General features: G+C 40.9%; 7 protein-coding genes. 3 read left to right on the forward strand and 4 right to left on the reverse strand.

Going from position 1 to position 18,138, the window contains the following annotated elements; all coding sequences use genetic code 11:
- Positions 1–27: 27 nt before the first annotated feature.
- The gene (locus tag ACYVM0_RS16850) at positions 28–2,445 is read right to left on the reverse strand and encodes a M1 family aminopeptidase (RefSeq protein ID WP_460558802.1); all 2,418 of its coding nucleotides are present in this window, start codon (positions 2,443–2,445) and stop codon (positions 28–30) included.
- A 371-nt stretch (positions 2,446–2,816) separates the two neighbouring features.
- Between ACYVM0_RS16850 and ACYVM0_RS16855 the strand changes: the two genes are divergently transcribed.
- Positions 2,817–4,865, forward strand: a complete 2,049-nt coding sequence (locus ACYVM0_RS16855) for a T9SS type A sorting domain-containing protein (protein ID WP_460558804.1) — start codon at positions 2,817–2,819, stop codon at positions 4,863–4,865.
- 121 nt (positions 4,866–4,986) lie between these two features.
- The gene (gene pdxA / locus ACYVM0_RS16860) at positions 4,987–6,081 is read left to right on the forward strand and encodes a PdxA family dehydrogenase (RefSeq protein ID WP_460558806.1); all 1,095 of its coding nucleotides are present in this window, start codon (positions 4,987–4,989) and stop codon (positions 6,079–6,081) included.
- 162 nt (positions 6,082–6,243) lie between these two features.
- Here pdxA and ACYVM0_RS16865 read toward each other — a convergent pair whose 3' ends face one another.
- Positions 6,244–8,304 carry a TonB-dependent receptor gene (locus tag ACYVM0_RS16865; protein WP_460558808.1) on the reverse strand — a complete coding sequence of 687 codons (2,061 nt, stop codon included), beginning with the start codon at positions 8,302–8,304 and terminating at the stop codon, positions 6,244–6,246.
- Between the two features lie 228 nt (positions 8,305–8,532).
- The gene (locus ACYVM0_RS16870) at positions 8,533–13,302 is read right to left on the reverse strand and encodes a T9SS type A sorting domain-containing protein (RefSeq protein ID WP_460558809.1); all 4,770 of its coding nucleotides are present in this window, start codon (positions 13,300–13,302) and stop codon (positions 8,533–8,535) included.
- Positions 13,303–13,652: 350 nt separating this feature from the next.
- Here ACYVM0_RS16870 and ACYVM0_RS16875 point away from each other — a divergent pair, with 350 nt between their 5' ends.
- On the forward strand, positions 13,653–17,333 hold the full coding sequence (locus ACYVM0_RS16875; RefSeq protein ID WP_460558811.1) for a PQQ-dependent sugar dehydrogenase: 3,681 nt from the start codon (positions 13,653–13,655) through the stop codon (positions 17,331–17,333).
- 106 nt (positions 17,334–17,439) lie between these two features.
- Here ACYVM0_RS16875 and ACYVM0_RS16880 read toward each other — a convergent pair whose 3' ends face one another.
- The gene (locus ACYVM0_RS16880; RefSeq protein ID WP_460558813.1) at positions 17,440–18,138 is read right to left on the reverse strand and encodes a LolA family protein; all 699 of its coding nucleotides are present in this window, start codon (positions 18,136–18,138) and stop codon (positions 17,440–17,442) included.

Below are 18,138 nucleotides of genomic sequence, written 5' to 3' on the forward strand. Positions count from 1 at the left end.
AAAGGATATTAGCAGTAGTTATTTACATTAATGGCGTACCAGGAATTTACTGGTTTGTGCTACCTGCCCCTGCTGTACTACCTGTACCATGTACATGCCCGCCGGTAAATCACTTGTGTCAAAATGTATAAAATCACTGTTTGTTGTTGTTTCTTTTATTTGTTTCCCTTCTGCATTCACAATTCTTACTTTAAATTCCTCACGGGCCGGATTATCTATGTTCACCCTCAGCTCTTTATTGGCAGGGTTAGGTGAAACAGTGATTTCCTTAAGCTGTGCTGATTGAATTTTTACAATATTGGTCAGCTCTTCTTTACCCAGGTAGTAAATTTTAGCCCGGTAAAAAGTTGCTGTAGAGTAAGGTGTACCGTCAGTAAAACTATAATTCATCGCCTGGCTGCCCGGGTTTAAAAGATTCATAGTACCTGCGGCAATAAAATCTGTACCATTACTGCTTTTTTGTAATTCTACTTTTGTTATAGGGTCTGTACTGTTTAAAGTAAGTGACAGTTCATTTCCGGAGGCTTTTTTGCGGCCGGAAAAATCAACTACCGTAGTGGCCAGTACAATCAGGTTATGTGTAATGGAACCCGTGGACAATGTTCTTGAACTATCATCGTATTGCACCGATGTTGGTGTAGCAGATAAATTATATGTTAACAGGTTACCGGCTATTGGTGCGCTCAGGCCATTGCCTGCATAAGAAAGATTACCACCACCCCAGTCGTACACCACAATAGTAGTATCCATTGCTACGGGTACAGTGCCTTTTACATGCAACACTACAGGGCCATTAAAATAAGTAACATTACTACCAGCTGATTTTGATTGGCCGGTAATTTGTATAGCTAACTTTTTTGCAGATGGGCTGTACCAGTTAACTGTATTGATGGGGTTACCCACACCACCCCTGATGGCACCATTGCCGGAGCCTCCTGCATAATCATTAAAAAACTCACTGATATCGGTGCCTAAAACTGCATTAAAATAATTTTTAAGCGAATCGGTTGTTGCTGATTTACCGGCCAGTGCTGTCTGGTAATTGGTACATGCCTGGAAAAATTTAGCATCTCCGCATAAAGCCCTTAACATAGAAACCACCATACAGCCTCTTTGATAAACAGTAGATCCGTAAGTTGAACTCCAGATGAGGTTAGAGGTACTTGCATTGGCATTAGGTATCCATGCACTGTTTGATGTATACCCTAAAGCCGAAGTTTTAAAGCTATTTCTTATGGTGTAAGGGTTAAGGCCAAGAGAAGGCACCAGTTCGCCACATAATACTTCGCTGTACCGGGCAAAGCCTTCTGCCAGCCAAAGATCATTCCATGTGGCAAAAGTTACATTATCGCCAAACCACTGGTGCATCAATTCATGTGCCAGTGTACGCAAATCCGTTAGTGCCGTAGGGTCAATGGCAGAAAAGGTTTGATGTTCCATACCGCCTGCACCAACCAGGCCATCATAAAAACCATGCTTTTCCAGCTTAAAAGGGTAGTCACCAAATTTTGCACTAAAAGCTGCCAGTACCAGGTTGATCTTATCCATTGCGGTAACAATAGACGTATAAGTTGCAGCTGTTTTTCCGCTGAGTAAATAATACACCACCGGCACATTAGTACCATTTATATTTACGCCTTTATAATATCGTTGGTAATGTGCTACAGAAACACATACCAGGTAAGAGGCTATCGGGTAACGGGTTTTGTATTTAAAAGTACGGCTGGTTCCGCTGATGGCAGAATCCACCAATACACCATTTGAAGCCACCCAAAAAGTATCAGCCGCTGTAGGTGTGGCCCAGGGAACATTTACACTGATATCCATTGAATCGATCTTATCCTGCATATCTGCTTTGCAGGGCCACCAGTCTCTGTCTTCATAAGATTCGGATAAAGTATTAATAATGTTACCGGCACCGGCTACACTGGTATATTGATACCCTTGTGCAGTACCATTAACCGCAGGTGTAATGCCTTTATAATAGATCCATATGGAATCGAGTACATTATTGGCTAAAGTAACACCCAGTGTTAATGTCAATACATTTCCGGAACTTACAATACTTGCTCCCGGTAACTTTGCGCCCCTGAAGCGAACTGAATCTACCGTAAGCGTAGAGTTTAAATCGAAAGAGATGCTGCTGACATTATTTTGTGTAGTAAGAAAATTGGTTTGTACCCATCCTTTGATGTAGCCTCTTTTTACTGCAGATACGGTAACAATAGAATCAGGATTTATTCTCCACCATACTTTATGATACTTAACATCGATATTAGAACCTGTGCCGCTCTGGCCGGTTGAATTAGAAACATCAATGTGTGGGGCAAGGTTGGCATCTGCGGTACGGTTACCGTGATAATAAAATTTAGTATCTCTCTCTTGTGCAAAGCACAATTGTACAAAAGATAAAATCGCCGTAAGTAGGTACAACTTCCTTCTCATTAGATTGGATTTACTGGTTTAGTTGGATATTAGATATTGGTTGAAACGTAAAGAAAGTAAACAAATTGTATTTTTCATTACAAATGCTGTCATTTTTTTACTACACCTGCAAGAAAGATTACTACGTTATTTTACTACAGGAAGTGTAGTTTTTGGTTGACTTTTATTACAAACCATCAGAATATCAATACTATAATTTCGGGTAGGCGCAAGTCAGGGTTACGCTGAAATAGTTGATTCGTATTTTTACCTGTGGATTCTACGTTTTCAAAGAAATAACAGCTGTTATTTTTACATTACAAGGCTTGTAATATTTTTTCTACAATATTTTTTTACGTAACACGTTTGTAACCATTAAGAAATCCTTTATCATGAAAAAACACTACCTGGTGGTGGTAATGCTATGTATTACCCAGTCTTTACTTGCCCAACTTACTGTTACTACTAATCCCACCAGTGCTGCTGCCAATGTTTGTGCAGGCAATTCGGTATCGGTTACAGCAACTGCCACACCTGTTGGTTATACGGTAACTGCCATTACCAATAATCCATACGATCCTACCATGTTTGCCACTACCGAACTTTTTGACCAGGCAAATGGTATTTCTGAACCTTTAAGTTTTGGTACACTTGATGATGGCCGTTGGGATAATATCAGCTTACCATTTACCTTTCGTTTTTATGGCAACACTTTTAATTCGATACATATAAGTACCAATGGCTGGGTTGGTTTAGGCAGTACCAACAGCACAGCAACGGGGCTCAATACTACATTGCCCAACGCAGGTGCACCAAATAATGTTATTCATGCAATAACTACCGATTTAACTTTTGCCGGCGTATCCAATGCAGCAGTGTTACAATACTTTGAAGCAGGCACTGCCCCTAACAGAAAATTTGTGGTTGATTTCAGTAACCTCAAATTTTTCAGCGGAACGGCCACCGCCAATGTACAGGTCATATTATATGAGACCACTAACGTAATAGAAATACATACCACTAACTGCACCAATACCGCTGCCAATAAAGCGCAGGGTATTGAAAACAGTACCGGAACCATTGCATCAGTAGCCACTGGCAGAAACAATACCGCAAGCTGGACAGGAATGCCTAATGCTTACAGGTTTACGCCGGATAATATTACTTATTCCTGGTCGCCTGCCACAGGATTAAATACTACCACCGGTGCAACGGTGATTGCCACACCTGCAACTACTACAACCTATACAGTTACAGCATTAAACACAGTGAACAGTGCCACAGGAAATACCACTGTTACCGTAACGGTAAACCCGGCGTCTTATACTTTAGCAGCAGTGGCTGGCGGGGCACAGATCTGCCAGAACATAAGTGTTTCTGCTTCGGGTACTAATTACCGTGATGGTAATTGTAACCTTATCACAACCATTGTTCCTACAGGCGGGGCAACGGCGGTAAGCAATTCCATAAACGCCTGTATAAAAATTGATACCGGCGCTACCAAAAGAGGCACGTCTTCTTTATACCTTGCCAGGAAATATGATATAGAACCCATTATTAACCCTTATCCTGCTACTTCTACAGCCGATGTAACTTTATATTACCTGCAATCAGAGTTTAATAATTACAATTTAAAAGCTGTGGATAGTGGTTACAAATTATTACCCACCGGGCCGGCAGATGCAACGGGCATCAGTAACCTGCTGTTAAGGCAATTTCATGGCACAGGTACCAATCCTAATAATTACACCGGCCCGTCGCAGGATTTTACCACTGCAGTAAGTGGGTTTACCGTAACCTGGAACAGCACCCGCAGCTGGTGGGAAGTAAAAATCCCTGTCACCAGTTTCTCTGGGTTTTATATTACCAGCGCCCCTTTAGGGCCGTTGGCTGTGTCACTTGATTATTTTAAAGGTGTACAGGCCGATACTAAAAATCTGCTGAGCTGGAAAGTAAACTGTACTTCTGAAAAAGTGATTTTTGAAATTCAACGCAGCGGCGACGGGCAGCATTTTACTACGCTATCAACTGTAACTGCTGATCAGTTGCGGTGCAGTCAGCCATTCGACAATGCAGATGAACATCCGCTGAGTGGCCTTAATTACTACCGTATAAAAATCATTGACCCGAATGATAAATTCTATTACAGCAATACCATTGTATTAATGGTAAAAGCAAAAGGCTTTGAAATGGTAAACATCAGCCCTAACCCGGTTGCACAGGAAAACGCCATACTAAAAATAAATGCCGGCGAAAAAACACAGGTCACCATCAGTATCTCCGATTTCAGCGGAAGGATCGTTGGTAATCAAACCGCACAATTATTACCGGGCATCAACCAGGTAGTATTAAATACCCGGCTACTTGCCAGGGGCACCTACCAGGTTACCGCTTATGGACCCGGTGCTACGCCGCAGTCAACAAAACTGATAAAACAATAGTGTACTAACCCTTATATTGATAAAAACAAGGCAGCTTTTATGGCTGCTTTGTTATTTAAAGCCAGCTGTTTTAACCTGTTAAAATAAGATATTGTATTTTTACTTTTTAATAGCATAAAATATGAGTTCGATAGTAGAAAACAAACCAGTTATTGGCATCAGTTGTGGCGACATCAACGGTATAGGCATTGAGCTGATCATTAAAACCCTGGGCGATGCCAGGATACTGGATATTTGCACCCCGGTAATTTTCGCCAATAATAAAGTGATCAATTTTTACCGTAAGAGTGTGCCGGATATTAATATCAACTTTATAAGCATAAAAGATTTTAGCCGCATTAATCATAAACAGGTAAATCTTTTCAATTGCTGGGAAGAAGAAATTAATATTACACCGGGTACATTAAGCGATGCCGGCGGCAACTACGCCATTAAAAGTTTAACCACTGCAGCACAGGCTTTAAAAGAAGGAAAGATAGATGGTTTAGTAACTGCTCCTATTCACAAAAAAAATATACAGGGCGACCAGTTTAATTATACCGGCCATACACCCTATTTAAAAACTCTGTTTGGCGCTGCCGATGTAGCCATGTTTATGGTGGCTGAAAATATTAAAGTGGCCTTACTTACCGAACATGTAGCTGTAAAAGATATTGCACAGTTTGTTACCAGGGAAAATATTTTAAACAAACTACAGATAGTAAATAATTCATTAAAAAAAGATTTTGGTATTACTAAACCTAAAATAGCGGTATTGGGTTTAAACCCTCACGCAGGTGATGAAGGATTGATTGGTAAAGAAGACGAAGAAATTATTAAACCGGCTATTAAGGAAGCCAAACAAAAAGATATCTTTTGCTTCGGGCCTTATCCTGCTGATGCCTTTTTTGCAAGAGGCCAATATGAAAAATTTGATGCGGTACTGGCTATGTACCACGACCAGGGATTGATCCCGTTTAAATCACTGGCTATTGGCGAAGGAGTGAATTATACCGCCGGGCTTAAAGGTGTAAGAACATCACCCGACCATGGCGTAGCATTTGATATTGCCGGAAAAGGTAAAGCTGATGAAGCTTCATTCAGAGAAGCCATTTTTAAATGTGTGGATATTATCAACAGCCGTAAAGAATTTGAAACACAGTATAAAAACCCATTGAAGAAAATGAGTGCCGGTATGCTGGCAAGGGCTGTAGATGAAAAAATTATTGAAGATTAATTAATAAGCCTAAAGCCATCAGCGGCAGGCTTCAAGGGATAACTATTCTATTTAATGCAACCTGCTTCTTCTTGCAGCTTCTCCACTTGCAGCTAGCTTCTTTTTAGCTTCAAGGGATAACCATTCTATTCGATGCCACTCTTCCCCTTGCAGCTTCTCGCCTTAATTAAATTGCAATGCAATACCAGCATAATAATTTCTTTTAGCGGCAGCATTATAATACCGTCCGCCAGCCGCATTAATATCATTACCTAAGCTGTAGGTTTCATTCAGTACATTATCGGCGCCAAAATAAAAATTAAGCTTTGCAGTTTTTTTAATGTTTGTTTTCCAGCCAATGCGCCCCCCCAACAAATGATAACCATCTTCAGCTACAGTATTAGCATCATCCAAAAATATTTTGGTAGCATAGTAATAAGTACTGTTTAAATAGATGCCTTTTTTAAATTGTACATCGGCTAAAAAAGAGAAAATATTTTTAGGCACACTTGGTAAATATTTGCCGGAGAAATCTGTAGTACCTTTTTGAAAATCGCCATATTTAAAATCACTAAAGGTATACGCCGGTCTTATCACCAGGTAATCCAGTATATTATTATCAAAACTGGTGGCATAGTCGGCACTTAATTCAATGCCTTTTTGCTTGGTATTACCGGCATTTACAAAATAGTCGGCGTTGCTGTTATCTTTTCTTGATACCAGGGCATTATTCAGTTTAAAATAAAAACCGGTTAGCTCTACCCGTAATTTATTATCCAGTAATCCCGTTCTTGCGCCCACCTCGTAGTTGGTACCTTCTTCTGCTTCCAGGAAAGTACTGATAACTCCTGTTGAAGGAAGTAACTCTGCAATAGTAGGCGGAGAAAATCCCTTGGCAATACTTGCAAACACGGTATTGCTTTTCCCGATATTTTTCTGCAATGCCAGCCTGGGCGAAATTTCATTCTGGTATGTGCGGCCCTGGTTCAATACAGGATAACTATTCAATCTTGTAAAATCAACTTTTGATTTATTGATACTTGCACCTGCAGTGATGATCCAGTTGTTTTTAAAGCTGATGTCGCCCTGCAAAAAAATACTGTAGGTGGTATACCTTATATCGTCGTTGGTTTGCAGTGTATCCGGGTTACCGTTTTTATTTTTAGACACCTGTGTATTAAAATAACCTTCCTGTAATTCGCCGCCTGCTACCAATTGCAATTTGGTATCGTTTATTTTTTTATCGTACACAAACGAAGTTCTGGCACCAAAGCCGGGCTCATTACGCCTTTCGTAATTACGGAATGTGGGATTTTTTATTTGTGCAAAAGCGCCGTAAATACTTGTTGAATTTTTAAACTCCGGGGTAAAATTATATTGGTGATTAAGCCCGGCTAAAAAATTCTTTTGATAGATCGTAGCTTTTGCAGTGGCTGCACCTGGCAGGCCTCCCGCTGCCGGCCTTGCCTGTTCAGGGTTGGCCATAAACTCTGCCTTGGTTAATCCTCCGGGTGTTTGATAAAATAAATCAGTATACAATACACTTGCAGTTAATTGTTGCCTGTCGGAAATTTTTAATTGTGTATTAAAACTCACATTATCTTTCCGGCTTTCAGCATTATCTCTATACCCATCACTTTGGTTATGCGCATACGTAATAAGTGTACGATTATTTTTTTCGCCCAATGCTGCTGAAGCTAAAATATTTTGCAGCCCGTAACTACCGGTAACATAATCTACATTTACAGATGGCTTCCAGGCATTACCAAAACTATGCATCAGCAATAAGCCTCCGGTTCCTGCACCATACATACTTCCGGCAGGGCCTTTAAAAATTTCTATAGAAGAAAAATTGTTAAATGCAAACTGGTTAAAATAAGTATTACCGCCCGGATCGGTAACGGGAATATCATTCCAATATACTTTTACATTTCTTACACCAAACGGAGACCGCAATGAACTGCCCCGGATATTAATACGATAACTGCCCGGAGAACGCTCTTCCATCCTTACTCCGGCTACAGAATTAAATGCGCTTACCAAAGAAGTTTTATTGAACCTGTCGGTATTGTTATTAGTGAGTACTTTTACAATTGTGCCGCAACTTACCACCCTGTTTTGTTCAAATGCGGTAACCTCAACTTTATCTAATGTTAAAGAGGAATCAATAACAGCTTTTTGCTGGGCAAGCAAAAACTGCTGCCAAAGCAAGGTACTTATTAAATAACAGGTAATTTTTTTCATGAAAACAGGTTTGATGCAAGGTGTAAGTTATAAACTAAAAAAAGTAAAAACGTATTTTTACTTAGGAAATTGCATTGTAATGCTCCCGCTAAATTACTAAAAAAAATGCAGCAGCATAAGTTAACAAAATACTGCTGATAAAAAGTATAACAGGTTAATGGTATGATATACAAAAGGCCTTATGATAAATCATAAGGCCTTTTTGCAACAATTAAATATATTGGTAAACTACCGGATGATAACCAGTTGTTTTACTATTCTTTCCGAAGGCGTTTCAATTACCATTGCATAAATACCCTCGGCGTAAGTTTCCAGGTTTAAGGTAATATTATTAAAGCCCTTGCTTAAATTTTCAGTCTTGTTCAACACCTTTCTTCCAATCTTATCAACCAGGCTGATCTTAACCTGAGCATTCTTATCAACATACAAATTGACGGTTACATTACTGCTTGCCGGGTTAGGCATAATGGTTACGGGCATTGCAGACTGGCTTTGTCTTACTACCAATACAGCACTGTATTTTATTTCGCCTACCTTACCAATTATTTTAAGCCTGTAATAGATAATTTCATTTCTGATGCCTGTGATATCATCTGCAAACCCAAAGCTTTGCTGTTCATTTAACTTCACGGCATCACTTACAATACCCACATTTGCATAAGCAATATTATCCAGGCTTCGTTCTACTTCAAAATGATCGATCTCTTTTGAAGCAATTATTGTCCAGTCCAGCAATACCTTATTGTTTTGTGGCACACCTGTAAACTTAAGCACTTCCACAGGAAGCACTACTCCTACAAAACGCCAGTCTCTGTCAATTTGTGCAGGTGTTTTCTTTTGTACGGTAGCTCTTGTTCCCGGTGCAGGGTCGCCAATTAACGAGCCGCCGTTACCCATTTTGTAAGAAGTGCCTTTAATATTAGTAACAGAGTTTAATGAATCGAAACGATTGTCTAACCCGTCACCATCAGTATCCAAACCGGTTAAAGTAACCAGGTCATCGGCAATACCATTTAAATTAAAATCATTGCCTTCAATAATATCCGGTTGTCCGTCACCGTCAGTATCCAGGTCCCTGTAATCAGGTATACCATCACCATCATGGTCGTATACAAATATTCCCGAACCACTGAAGCCAACAACATTATCATACAAATTGATCAGCCCGTCACCATCAGTGTCTGTAAGAGAAGTAGGACGTATATAACCTGCAGTTGACATACCTTCAATATTATCAGGTATACCATCATTATCAGAATCAATATCCAGGTAATCAGGATTACCACTGCCATCTGTATTCCTTAAATTTAAAGCTACTAATGAAGATACTGAAGCTGACCATCCGTTGGTTCCTATTACGCCATCAACAATTCCATTTAAGTTAGCATCGGGTAAGCCTGCTTCAATCACATCCACAATACCATCACCATCACTATCCACATCATAGGCATTGGGGCGGAAATCCCTGTCCAGGTTTTTATTAGGATAACTATCTGCACGGCCATCAACCGGAGATACATCCGGACCTGTTAACAATAATGCACTTGCGGCAAAGTTATTATCACTCAAACCATCAAAGTTGGCATCCACAAATCCATCTACTTTACCATTATTATTGGTATCTGTTCCGCTTGCTTCCACCACATCAGGTATACCATCATTGTCACTATCAAGGTCTAAATAATTAGGGATACCGTCGCCATCAAAATCCTGGGCGCCTAAGCCATTAGAAGAGCCTGCAACACCGGTAGCATTGGCATCTACATTTTGTGAGAAACCGTCGGCATCAGTATCAGTATAGTTATCGATAATACCATCGCCATCAGTATCTACACCATACGACTCCACTGTATCGGGTATACCATCATTATCACTATCACGGTCGTATTGGTTAATAATTCCATCCAGGTCTTTATCGGCATTATCATTTACACCATCGCCATTACTGTCTACAAAGCCGGGGAACGTTGGATCAAGATAATTAGGAATACCATTGTTATTTGCATCGGCGCCATAATCAAAGTTATCATTTACGCCATCAAAATTATAATCTACATAACCGGGATAAGTAGCATCATTCCAGTTTGGAACACCGTTGCCGTTTGCATCCTGTAGTGCCACCGGATTATTAGATTCTACATAATCAGGTATACCATCATTATCATCATCAATATCAATACAATTATTTACTGTTAATGTAACCGGTACAAAATCGGAATAGTTACAAGTGGTACCGGCCAGGTTTACTGCATTTGTTGCCACTACCATGCGGTACAGGTTTCCGTTATTGGAAGGTGCAGTTGCAGATGGAGGCAGTGTATAGGAATTTACAAACTGGTAGTTGTTGGGACTGATGAGTACCGGCGTTGCAACACCTGATGTACCCGCAATATCCACCCAGGTGCCACCACCATTGGTACTACGTTGCCATTTGTAATAAATGTATACATTATAATAGGATCTTACTGTATCAGAAAGTTTAAGGGTTTGTCCTGCACAAACTGTAGGACTTGCAGAAGGAGAATAAGACATGTTTGGATAACATGTTCTGATACTGATATCATCCACGGCCCAGTCATTACCGCCGCCGCCGGGAGCATTATTTCTGAAAGTTACAGTAAAGTTATTCTGACCAGGTAGAGTTTTAAAAACAAAAGAGCGTTTTACCCAATTATTTAAAGTATCCGAACCGGTTTGCGTACCACCAAGCCCCTGGTAAACTAACTCCCCGGTGGTATAATAATCTACGCCATCAATCTGCATGGCTATATTAGGCCTTACACCAGATGAATCACCGGGAGCTGTGGGTATATAGCCGGCACCGGCACCGGTACCCGTAGAGTCGCAACCGCATTTATAACATAGATTTTTAAACCAGGCAGAAATTTCATAGTATGTTTCTGTACAGGCCCCGGTTACATTATATTGAAAAGCCACATCTGTTTTATAGGCGGAGTTTATTGTAAGCATGTAACCGCAAGGGTTAGTGGCGCTGATGGGCAGTGCCGGATTACACGGTTTATTACCACGGGCGGTATTAGCAGCCCCGGTATGATCGCCGGTAATATCCCATACGGTAAATACACGGGAAGCATTCCCTTTAGGGACTGTTTGCACAATAGCGTTGGTAGCACTGGTATTATTTACCACTCCGTAATAATAATCATTGGGAGAGTTAGCACCAATGGTGGCATATATATATGCTGTATTAGCAGAGGCTGCCCTGTTTTGAGAGCCGGCACTTGCAGCCGGTGCACCAAATGTACCATTGAATTCGTCGCCAATTACGTTAGTTGCAGAAACAGCGTCCGGGCAAGCTCCGGGACTTTCGTAAACAATTAAACTATCGGTTGGAAAACTGATGTAATGAAACACACCGGTAACCGAATCCCGGTATTGAAATCCTCCGCCTCCGAAATTAATTTTAGATCCGTAATTTGCGTTTACTGCTACCCGGTATGTAGCCATTATTATGCAGGTGTTTCCATAAAAAGAAGGTCTTGAACTGCTTCTTATTATACCTCCTGTAAGATTAGTAGCACCAATACCCATATTCATCTGAATAGCAGTATCTGTACCGGCGCCGGCGGTAGTATACCAGCCTGCATCTGCATCGGCACTGTTATCAGTAAACGATTTATATAATTTACCTTCGTTAGTTCTTAATGCCAGGGTACTACCCTGGTAGGCAAATCCTTTGTTTGCACGTAATGTATCAAAAAACATTACGCTGTCAATGGCCCTGTGTGCTGCTGCTGCATTTTGTTTTACTACCAGTGTAGTTCTTATTTCCAGTATATCCCCGGGGTTGATAGTACCACCAACGGTACCATCTGTTATATTCACATAAGTTTTACCATAATCAATAATGGCACTCCCTACAGGATCGGGGTCGGTTATACAGATATTAAAAGTATAGGTACCCAGGGTAACCGGTGCCGCTAAGCTGGTGGTGGTAATTCTTACATAGTATGTTGCACCTACCGTTAAACCAGCTCCCCCCGGATTGGTACGGGTGTTTAGTGGCGAAGCAACACAGGCTCCTGTTAACTGCGTTAACGAACCACAGGTACCGGAAAACAATTGAATACGTGGCCCGGCAGTAGTTAGATTGGCACCTACCGAACTCAGCGTAATTGTCGGGTAAGCCGATTGAGCAACAAATTTATACCACACATCTGGTGACGCCGCATTACCACAGGCTGCTAAACCCGCTGTAGCATTGGCATATATTAATGTACCGGCAGTATTTGAACAGGTTACTCCACTGGTTAATAATGTGGCGCCCGAACAGGCATCGTTGGCCGGAGGAAGAAAAGCTAATGTCTGCGAAAATTGTACCCAAGGATTATTACCAGTAGTTGTTGTGTTATCAACTGCAAGATCTGTACCGGCTGCACTTCCCCTGGATATGGTACAGGTTCTGTTTACAGCTGCCACAATATTATAGCTCCAGCCTAAATCTATACAAATACGCTGACCTGCCGTTATATTCAATGTTCCCACAGGTAATGCAATCATTGTGCGGTTGGTAAGTGTGGTTGCCGAAAGCGTAGTAGTTGTTGCACTACCTACTTCGGTAGCAATACTTCCATCTGCGTTTATAACCCGTAAATAAATAAACCCCTGACCAGTGGTAGAGGTTGCGCTGCTTAATTGGTAACGGATCTGCCCCGTAAAAGTACCCGTTATGGTTTGTGCCGCCAATGGATCCGAGATCCACTGATCAAGCAAACATCTTCCCGTAGCTATGCCGGTTATGGAACTGGAGGTTTTACTGGTGATGGCACTACCATCTCTAGTGGTGTTCATCGCATAGCGGGTAGCACCAGTAGTTACATTCCAGCCAGCGTTATAAGCTGGTGTTAATGTAGCAGCAGTATTTAAATTAAGATAAAACCTTGTTTGAGCAAATGCAAAACTGTGAAATAGCAGTACTGATAAAAAAATCAGCACAGTTTTTCTACAGCATAAGCGATTAGGTAAAATTGGTTCCATAGTGAACTTATATTGGTTTAAACAGGATATAAGAAAGTCTAAAATAAACTGACCACACTGTACAACTATTGTAATATTACAGTTATACAATATGTGGCCCGTTTACTACAAACGCCGTAAAATGTTTTTTATTGCTTAATGGCAATTTTTACTGCATTCGGGCTAAAATTGTACAGAATTGGGCTAAAATCGTATAAATACGAGGTAAATCGACAGAAAAATATTTTTTTGATATCGCAATATTTTATGGTTTTGACTGTTTATATTCTCTTTTTGGGTAAGATTTACACTACAACTTGTAGTATATATCTTATCTGTGTATCAACTTATCCTTGTAAATCCAATTTTTTATGAAATTCTTTTTTACTAAAAGTCTATTTGTTCTTGTATTATTAATGGGTGCTTTTAGCAAAACCACACTTGCCCAAACGAAGTTTTATCTCAACCTCAATACAACATCGCCAATAAGTCCTGCTTTTAATCCGGGTTGGAATAACACCGCCGGCGCAACGCGGTATATAATGAGCCCGGTAAAAGATGGTAGTGCCAGTGCCAGCAAATCAACCAATATAACGGTAGTAAGTACCGGCAAATGCCTGTTCGATCAGTTCATTTCTGCTCCCCTGGCTACTCAAACCATAACAGGGCCTTTAAATTTAACCGGCCAGATCCGTTACCAGTTAAGCAGTTTAACCTCGGCCTCGGGTACGGGGTTTGTGTATGTAAGGCTCATCAATGCTGATGGATCTGTTGCATCAGAATTGGGCAATACCACCACCAGCGCCTTAGCCGCAGCATTAACTAACCGTACAGTAACCTCGGTAAATGTGGGTACTGTGTCTATCACTTCAGGACAACGCCTATGTATTGAAGTAGGATGCAGTTATAACGTTTCGGCTGCCGTAACCAGAACCTACAGCGCATCAAGGGGAAGTGCATCCGGCACCGACCTTGCAGCAGACAATACAACAACTACTGCCAATAATCCCTGGTTCCAGTTTTCTCAAACCATATTATTTCAGCCACCGGCAAATGATGATTGTGCCAATGCCAAACTGATCGTGTCAGATTCTACCTGTGTGGCAGGAACCAGTTCGCTTACCGGCGAAACGCTCACTGATGCTACCGACCAGGGATACACTATTGCTTCTTCCTGCTTTTCATCTACCAATACACCGGACGTGTGGTATAAATTTGTAGCCAGGAGCAAAAACCCAACTATTACTATCAGCAACCAAGGTAGTGGCTGGGGAGGAATTGGCAATGTAAAAGTGCAATTGCTTTCGGGTAGTTGTGGTGCACTTACAGAAGTAGCTTGTGCAAGCGGCGCCACACTTACGCCCGCTATTACCAATCCGCTGGTGCAGGGAAACACTTATTATATAAGGGTACACAGAAATGCCGCAGGAATTGTACCCGCCAATTATACTTTTGATATTTGCGTTACAAATACACAAACAAGAGGTGGCCGTATGAGTGAAATTTTTTCACGTACCGTATTATCCCCTGCCGGGGTACTTAATTACCCCTGGGAAATTACTTACGGCCCCGATAATAATTTATGGATAACAGAGGCACAGGGATATAGAATACAGAAGATGGATCCTAATACCGGAGTAAAAACTACCGTGCTGGATCTTTCAAGTGGCAGCACTTTTCTTCCTGCCCCGTCAGATTCTTTAAATGCCCAGAACATGGGTACCTGGAGCCCATGGCCGCAGGGAGGATTTGCAGGTATGGCATTACACCCTAATTTTTTAGATGGTACCGGTAATACTGATTTTGTTTACGTAGCATATGTACACAGGTTTTTAGGTGGTTCTTCACCTGCAGGATTGATCTACAGGAATAAACTGGTACGCTTTACCTATAATACTGCTACCGGCAAGCTAGGCTCGCCTGTAGTACTATGCGATACTTTGCCGGGTAGTAAAGACCATAATTCTCAAAGAATGATAATAGCGCCTGTAGTTAAAGGTGGCACCAATTACTTGTTCTATGGCTCCGGCGATATGGGCTCGGGCCAGTTTGAAAACAGGGACCGTCCGCAAAAGGCACAGATACCGGGATCTTATGAGGGAAAAATATTAAGATTTAATCTTGTTACAGATGGTGATGCCGGTGCAGCTGCATGGATACCTAACGATAACCCTTACTCTGCAACAAGCGCAGTATATAGTATAGGTATCAGAAACAACCAGGGCTTTGCTTATGATACTGCTTTAAATATTTTATATGGATCTTCTCACGGACCATATAGCGACGACGAGATCAATATCATTCAACCTTATAAAAACTACGGACATCCGCTGGTAATTGGTTTTGCCGAAGGTAATTACAATGGTACTACCACGCCCAGCACTAATACCAGTATCTCTGCAGGTGCGCCTTTTACTGATAACAGCGGTAACTCAACCTGTCCTCCGGTTGGCAACGAATTGAATAATATTGCTACTATAAATGCAGCAGGCAACGGGTTATTTAAGCGTCCTCTTTTCTCGGCCTATCCTACTCCGGCCGCTACTATTGCCAATACGTGGAAGCTCAATACCGGTAATGCCAACTGGTATTCCGAAGCATGGTCGGGATTAGACCTGTACACCAATACCATAATTCCGGGCTGGAAAAAATCATTGGTAGCTGCAGGATTAAAATGGGGCCGCCTTATACGGTTACCATTAGGCGCTACCGGTACCACCACAATGCCCAGCAATCTTGATTCGCTTAATACAACCGATACCATAACTTATTTTCAAAGTACAAACCGCTACAGGGATTTGGCTTTTGCCCCCAATGGAAAAGATATTTTCCTGGTAATGGATAACAGTTCTGCAACCTCCGGCCCGGGTGTGGGTAATCCTACCACGCCGGCTTGTCCCGGTTGTGTGATCAAATACTCTTTCCTGGGTTATGCAGATGCCGGTGGATTCAGCACAATACCAAAATCAGTTAATGTTACCGACGGGCCAACAAATACCTGTGTGCCCGGCACTACTGTAACCATTGACGGTTCCAATAATTATTTATGGGTGCCAATTACCGGGCCCGATGGAAACATTATGGCAGAATTAAATTGTATGGGGCAAAGCCTTGGTGTTGTTACATCATCTTTTTATAAAAATGGCTCGGGTTCTATCAGGGTTGCAAATGGTTTGCATTACCTGGACAGAAATATTACCATTACTCCAACGGTTACAAGTTTTGCTACGCCGGTTAAAGTAAGGTTGTATATTTCCAAGGCTGAATTAGATGCATTAATTGCAGATGGTTCCAGCGGTGTGGCTTCTATCAGTAACCTGAAAATTCTGAAAAACAGTGACCCCTGCGGATCGGATATTACAAATGCAACTACATTATTTACGCCTTCCAATACAGTTTTAACCGACTTGCAACAAGGCCCTAACGGGTATGTATTGCAAACTGCAGTTCCAGGCTTTTCTTCCTTTTACTTTGCAGCTAACAATCTTGTATTGCCGGTTGACCAGTTAACCTTTACCGGATCTTTACAAAATGATAATACTTCTTTATTAAAATGGCAGACCGATCACGAGATCAACACTTCAAACTTTGTGGTACAAAGAAGTATTGATGGTGTCAATTTCAGCACAATAGGTACAGTTGCTGCTCATGGCAATACCAGCTCCATTTCTAATTACAGTTTTACAGATATTGATGCAGCCGATCAGCAATCAGCAATATTGTACTACAGGTTAAAAGTTAATGATGTAAACGGAGTATTTAAATATTCTAATACTATTACCATTGCTATGCCGCTTACAAAAGGTGCTATTACTATTTTGCCAAATCCTGCAGTAAATGATATGAAAGCAACAGTTGTATCTCCTGTTACCGCCAATGCAACATGGAAAATTGTTGATAATGCAGGCAGAACAATTATGTATGGCAGCATGTTACTGAAAAAAGGCAATAATGAAATCCCTGTAAATGTTACCCGCCTTGCTGCAGGCACCTATTATATGAATATTTCAGGAACTGATATTACGCTTAAAACCAAGTTCCAGAAACTATAATAAGTTGTAATAAATAACTATAAAAATAAAACTCCCGAAGAAATGAAATTCTCCGGGAGTTTTTATTTAGCAATAAATTGTTGAACGATTAAGACTACTATGGCATTTATTGAAACACTGAATCGGCAATACCTTTATTAACAGTATAACTACTGATGCTGATCTCGGCCCTGCCTTTTTTCCCTTTTGTTTTATCTTCTGCTTTTTTAGGTTCGCTACCATCATCAAAATCAAAAGTTACTCCTTTGGGTAGTTTATAATCCTTAGTATTAAAAGAGAAAATTATTTTATCCGGAAGCCCATAGTCGATATATTTTCCATAGCTCATCCCCAATTCATAACTACCGTTTTCCCTGGTAGTGGTTTTTGCTTTAAGAATAACCAGGTTGGCTTCGTCAATATATAAAGTAGATAAAACGACATCTGCATTATCATCTTCCGGTAATAATTTTACCACTTTTACAGTTGTGTTTCCAATCTTATCTGTACCGGCATCCAGCACAGTAAACTTACCACCGCTGATAATACTATTCAGGTTTATATTAACGGCACCTTTGGGTACAAATGAAATGCCCTTTTCATTTTTTATTTTAAGCCGGTTAGGCTTTTTAAAATAAATTTTTACTGTGGCTACAGGAATTTTTAAAAAGGTTACATTGGTTTTCATTTTACCTGCGGCCTCATAATCATTTACCTTCTCAATTTTGGCTTTTACTTTTTGTACCAGGGCGGTAACATCTTGCGCTAAAGAACACAAAGGGCTGCAAATGAAGAGCAATATAACAACGGATTTTATTTTTTTCAT

The organism is Ferruginibacter profundus (assembly GCF_054783275.1).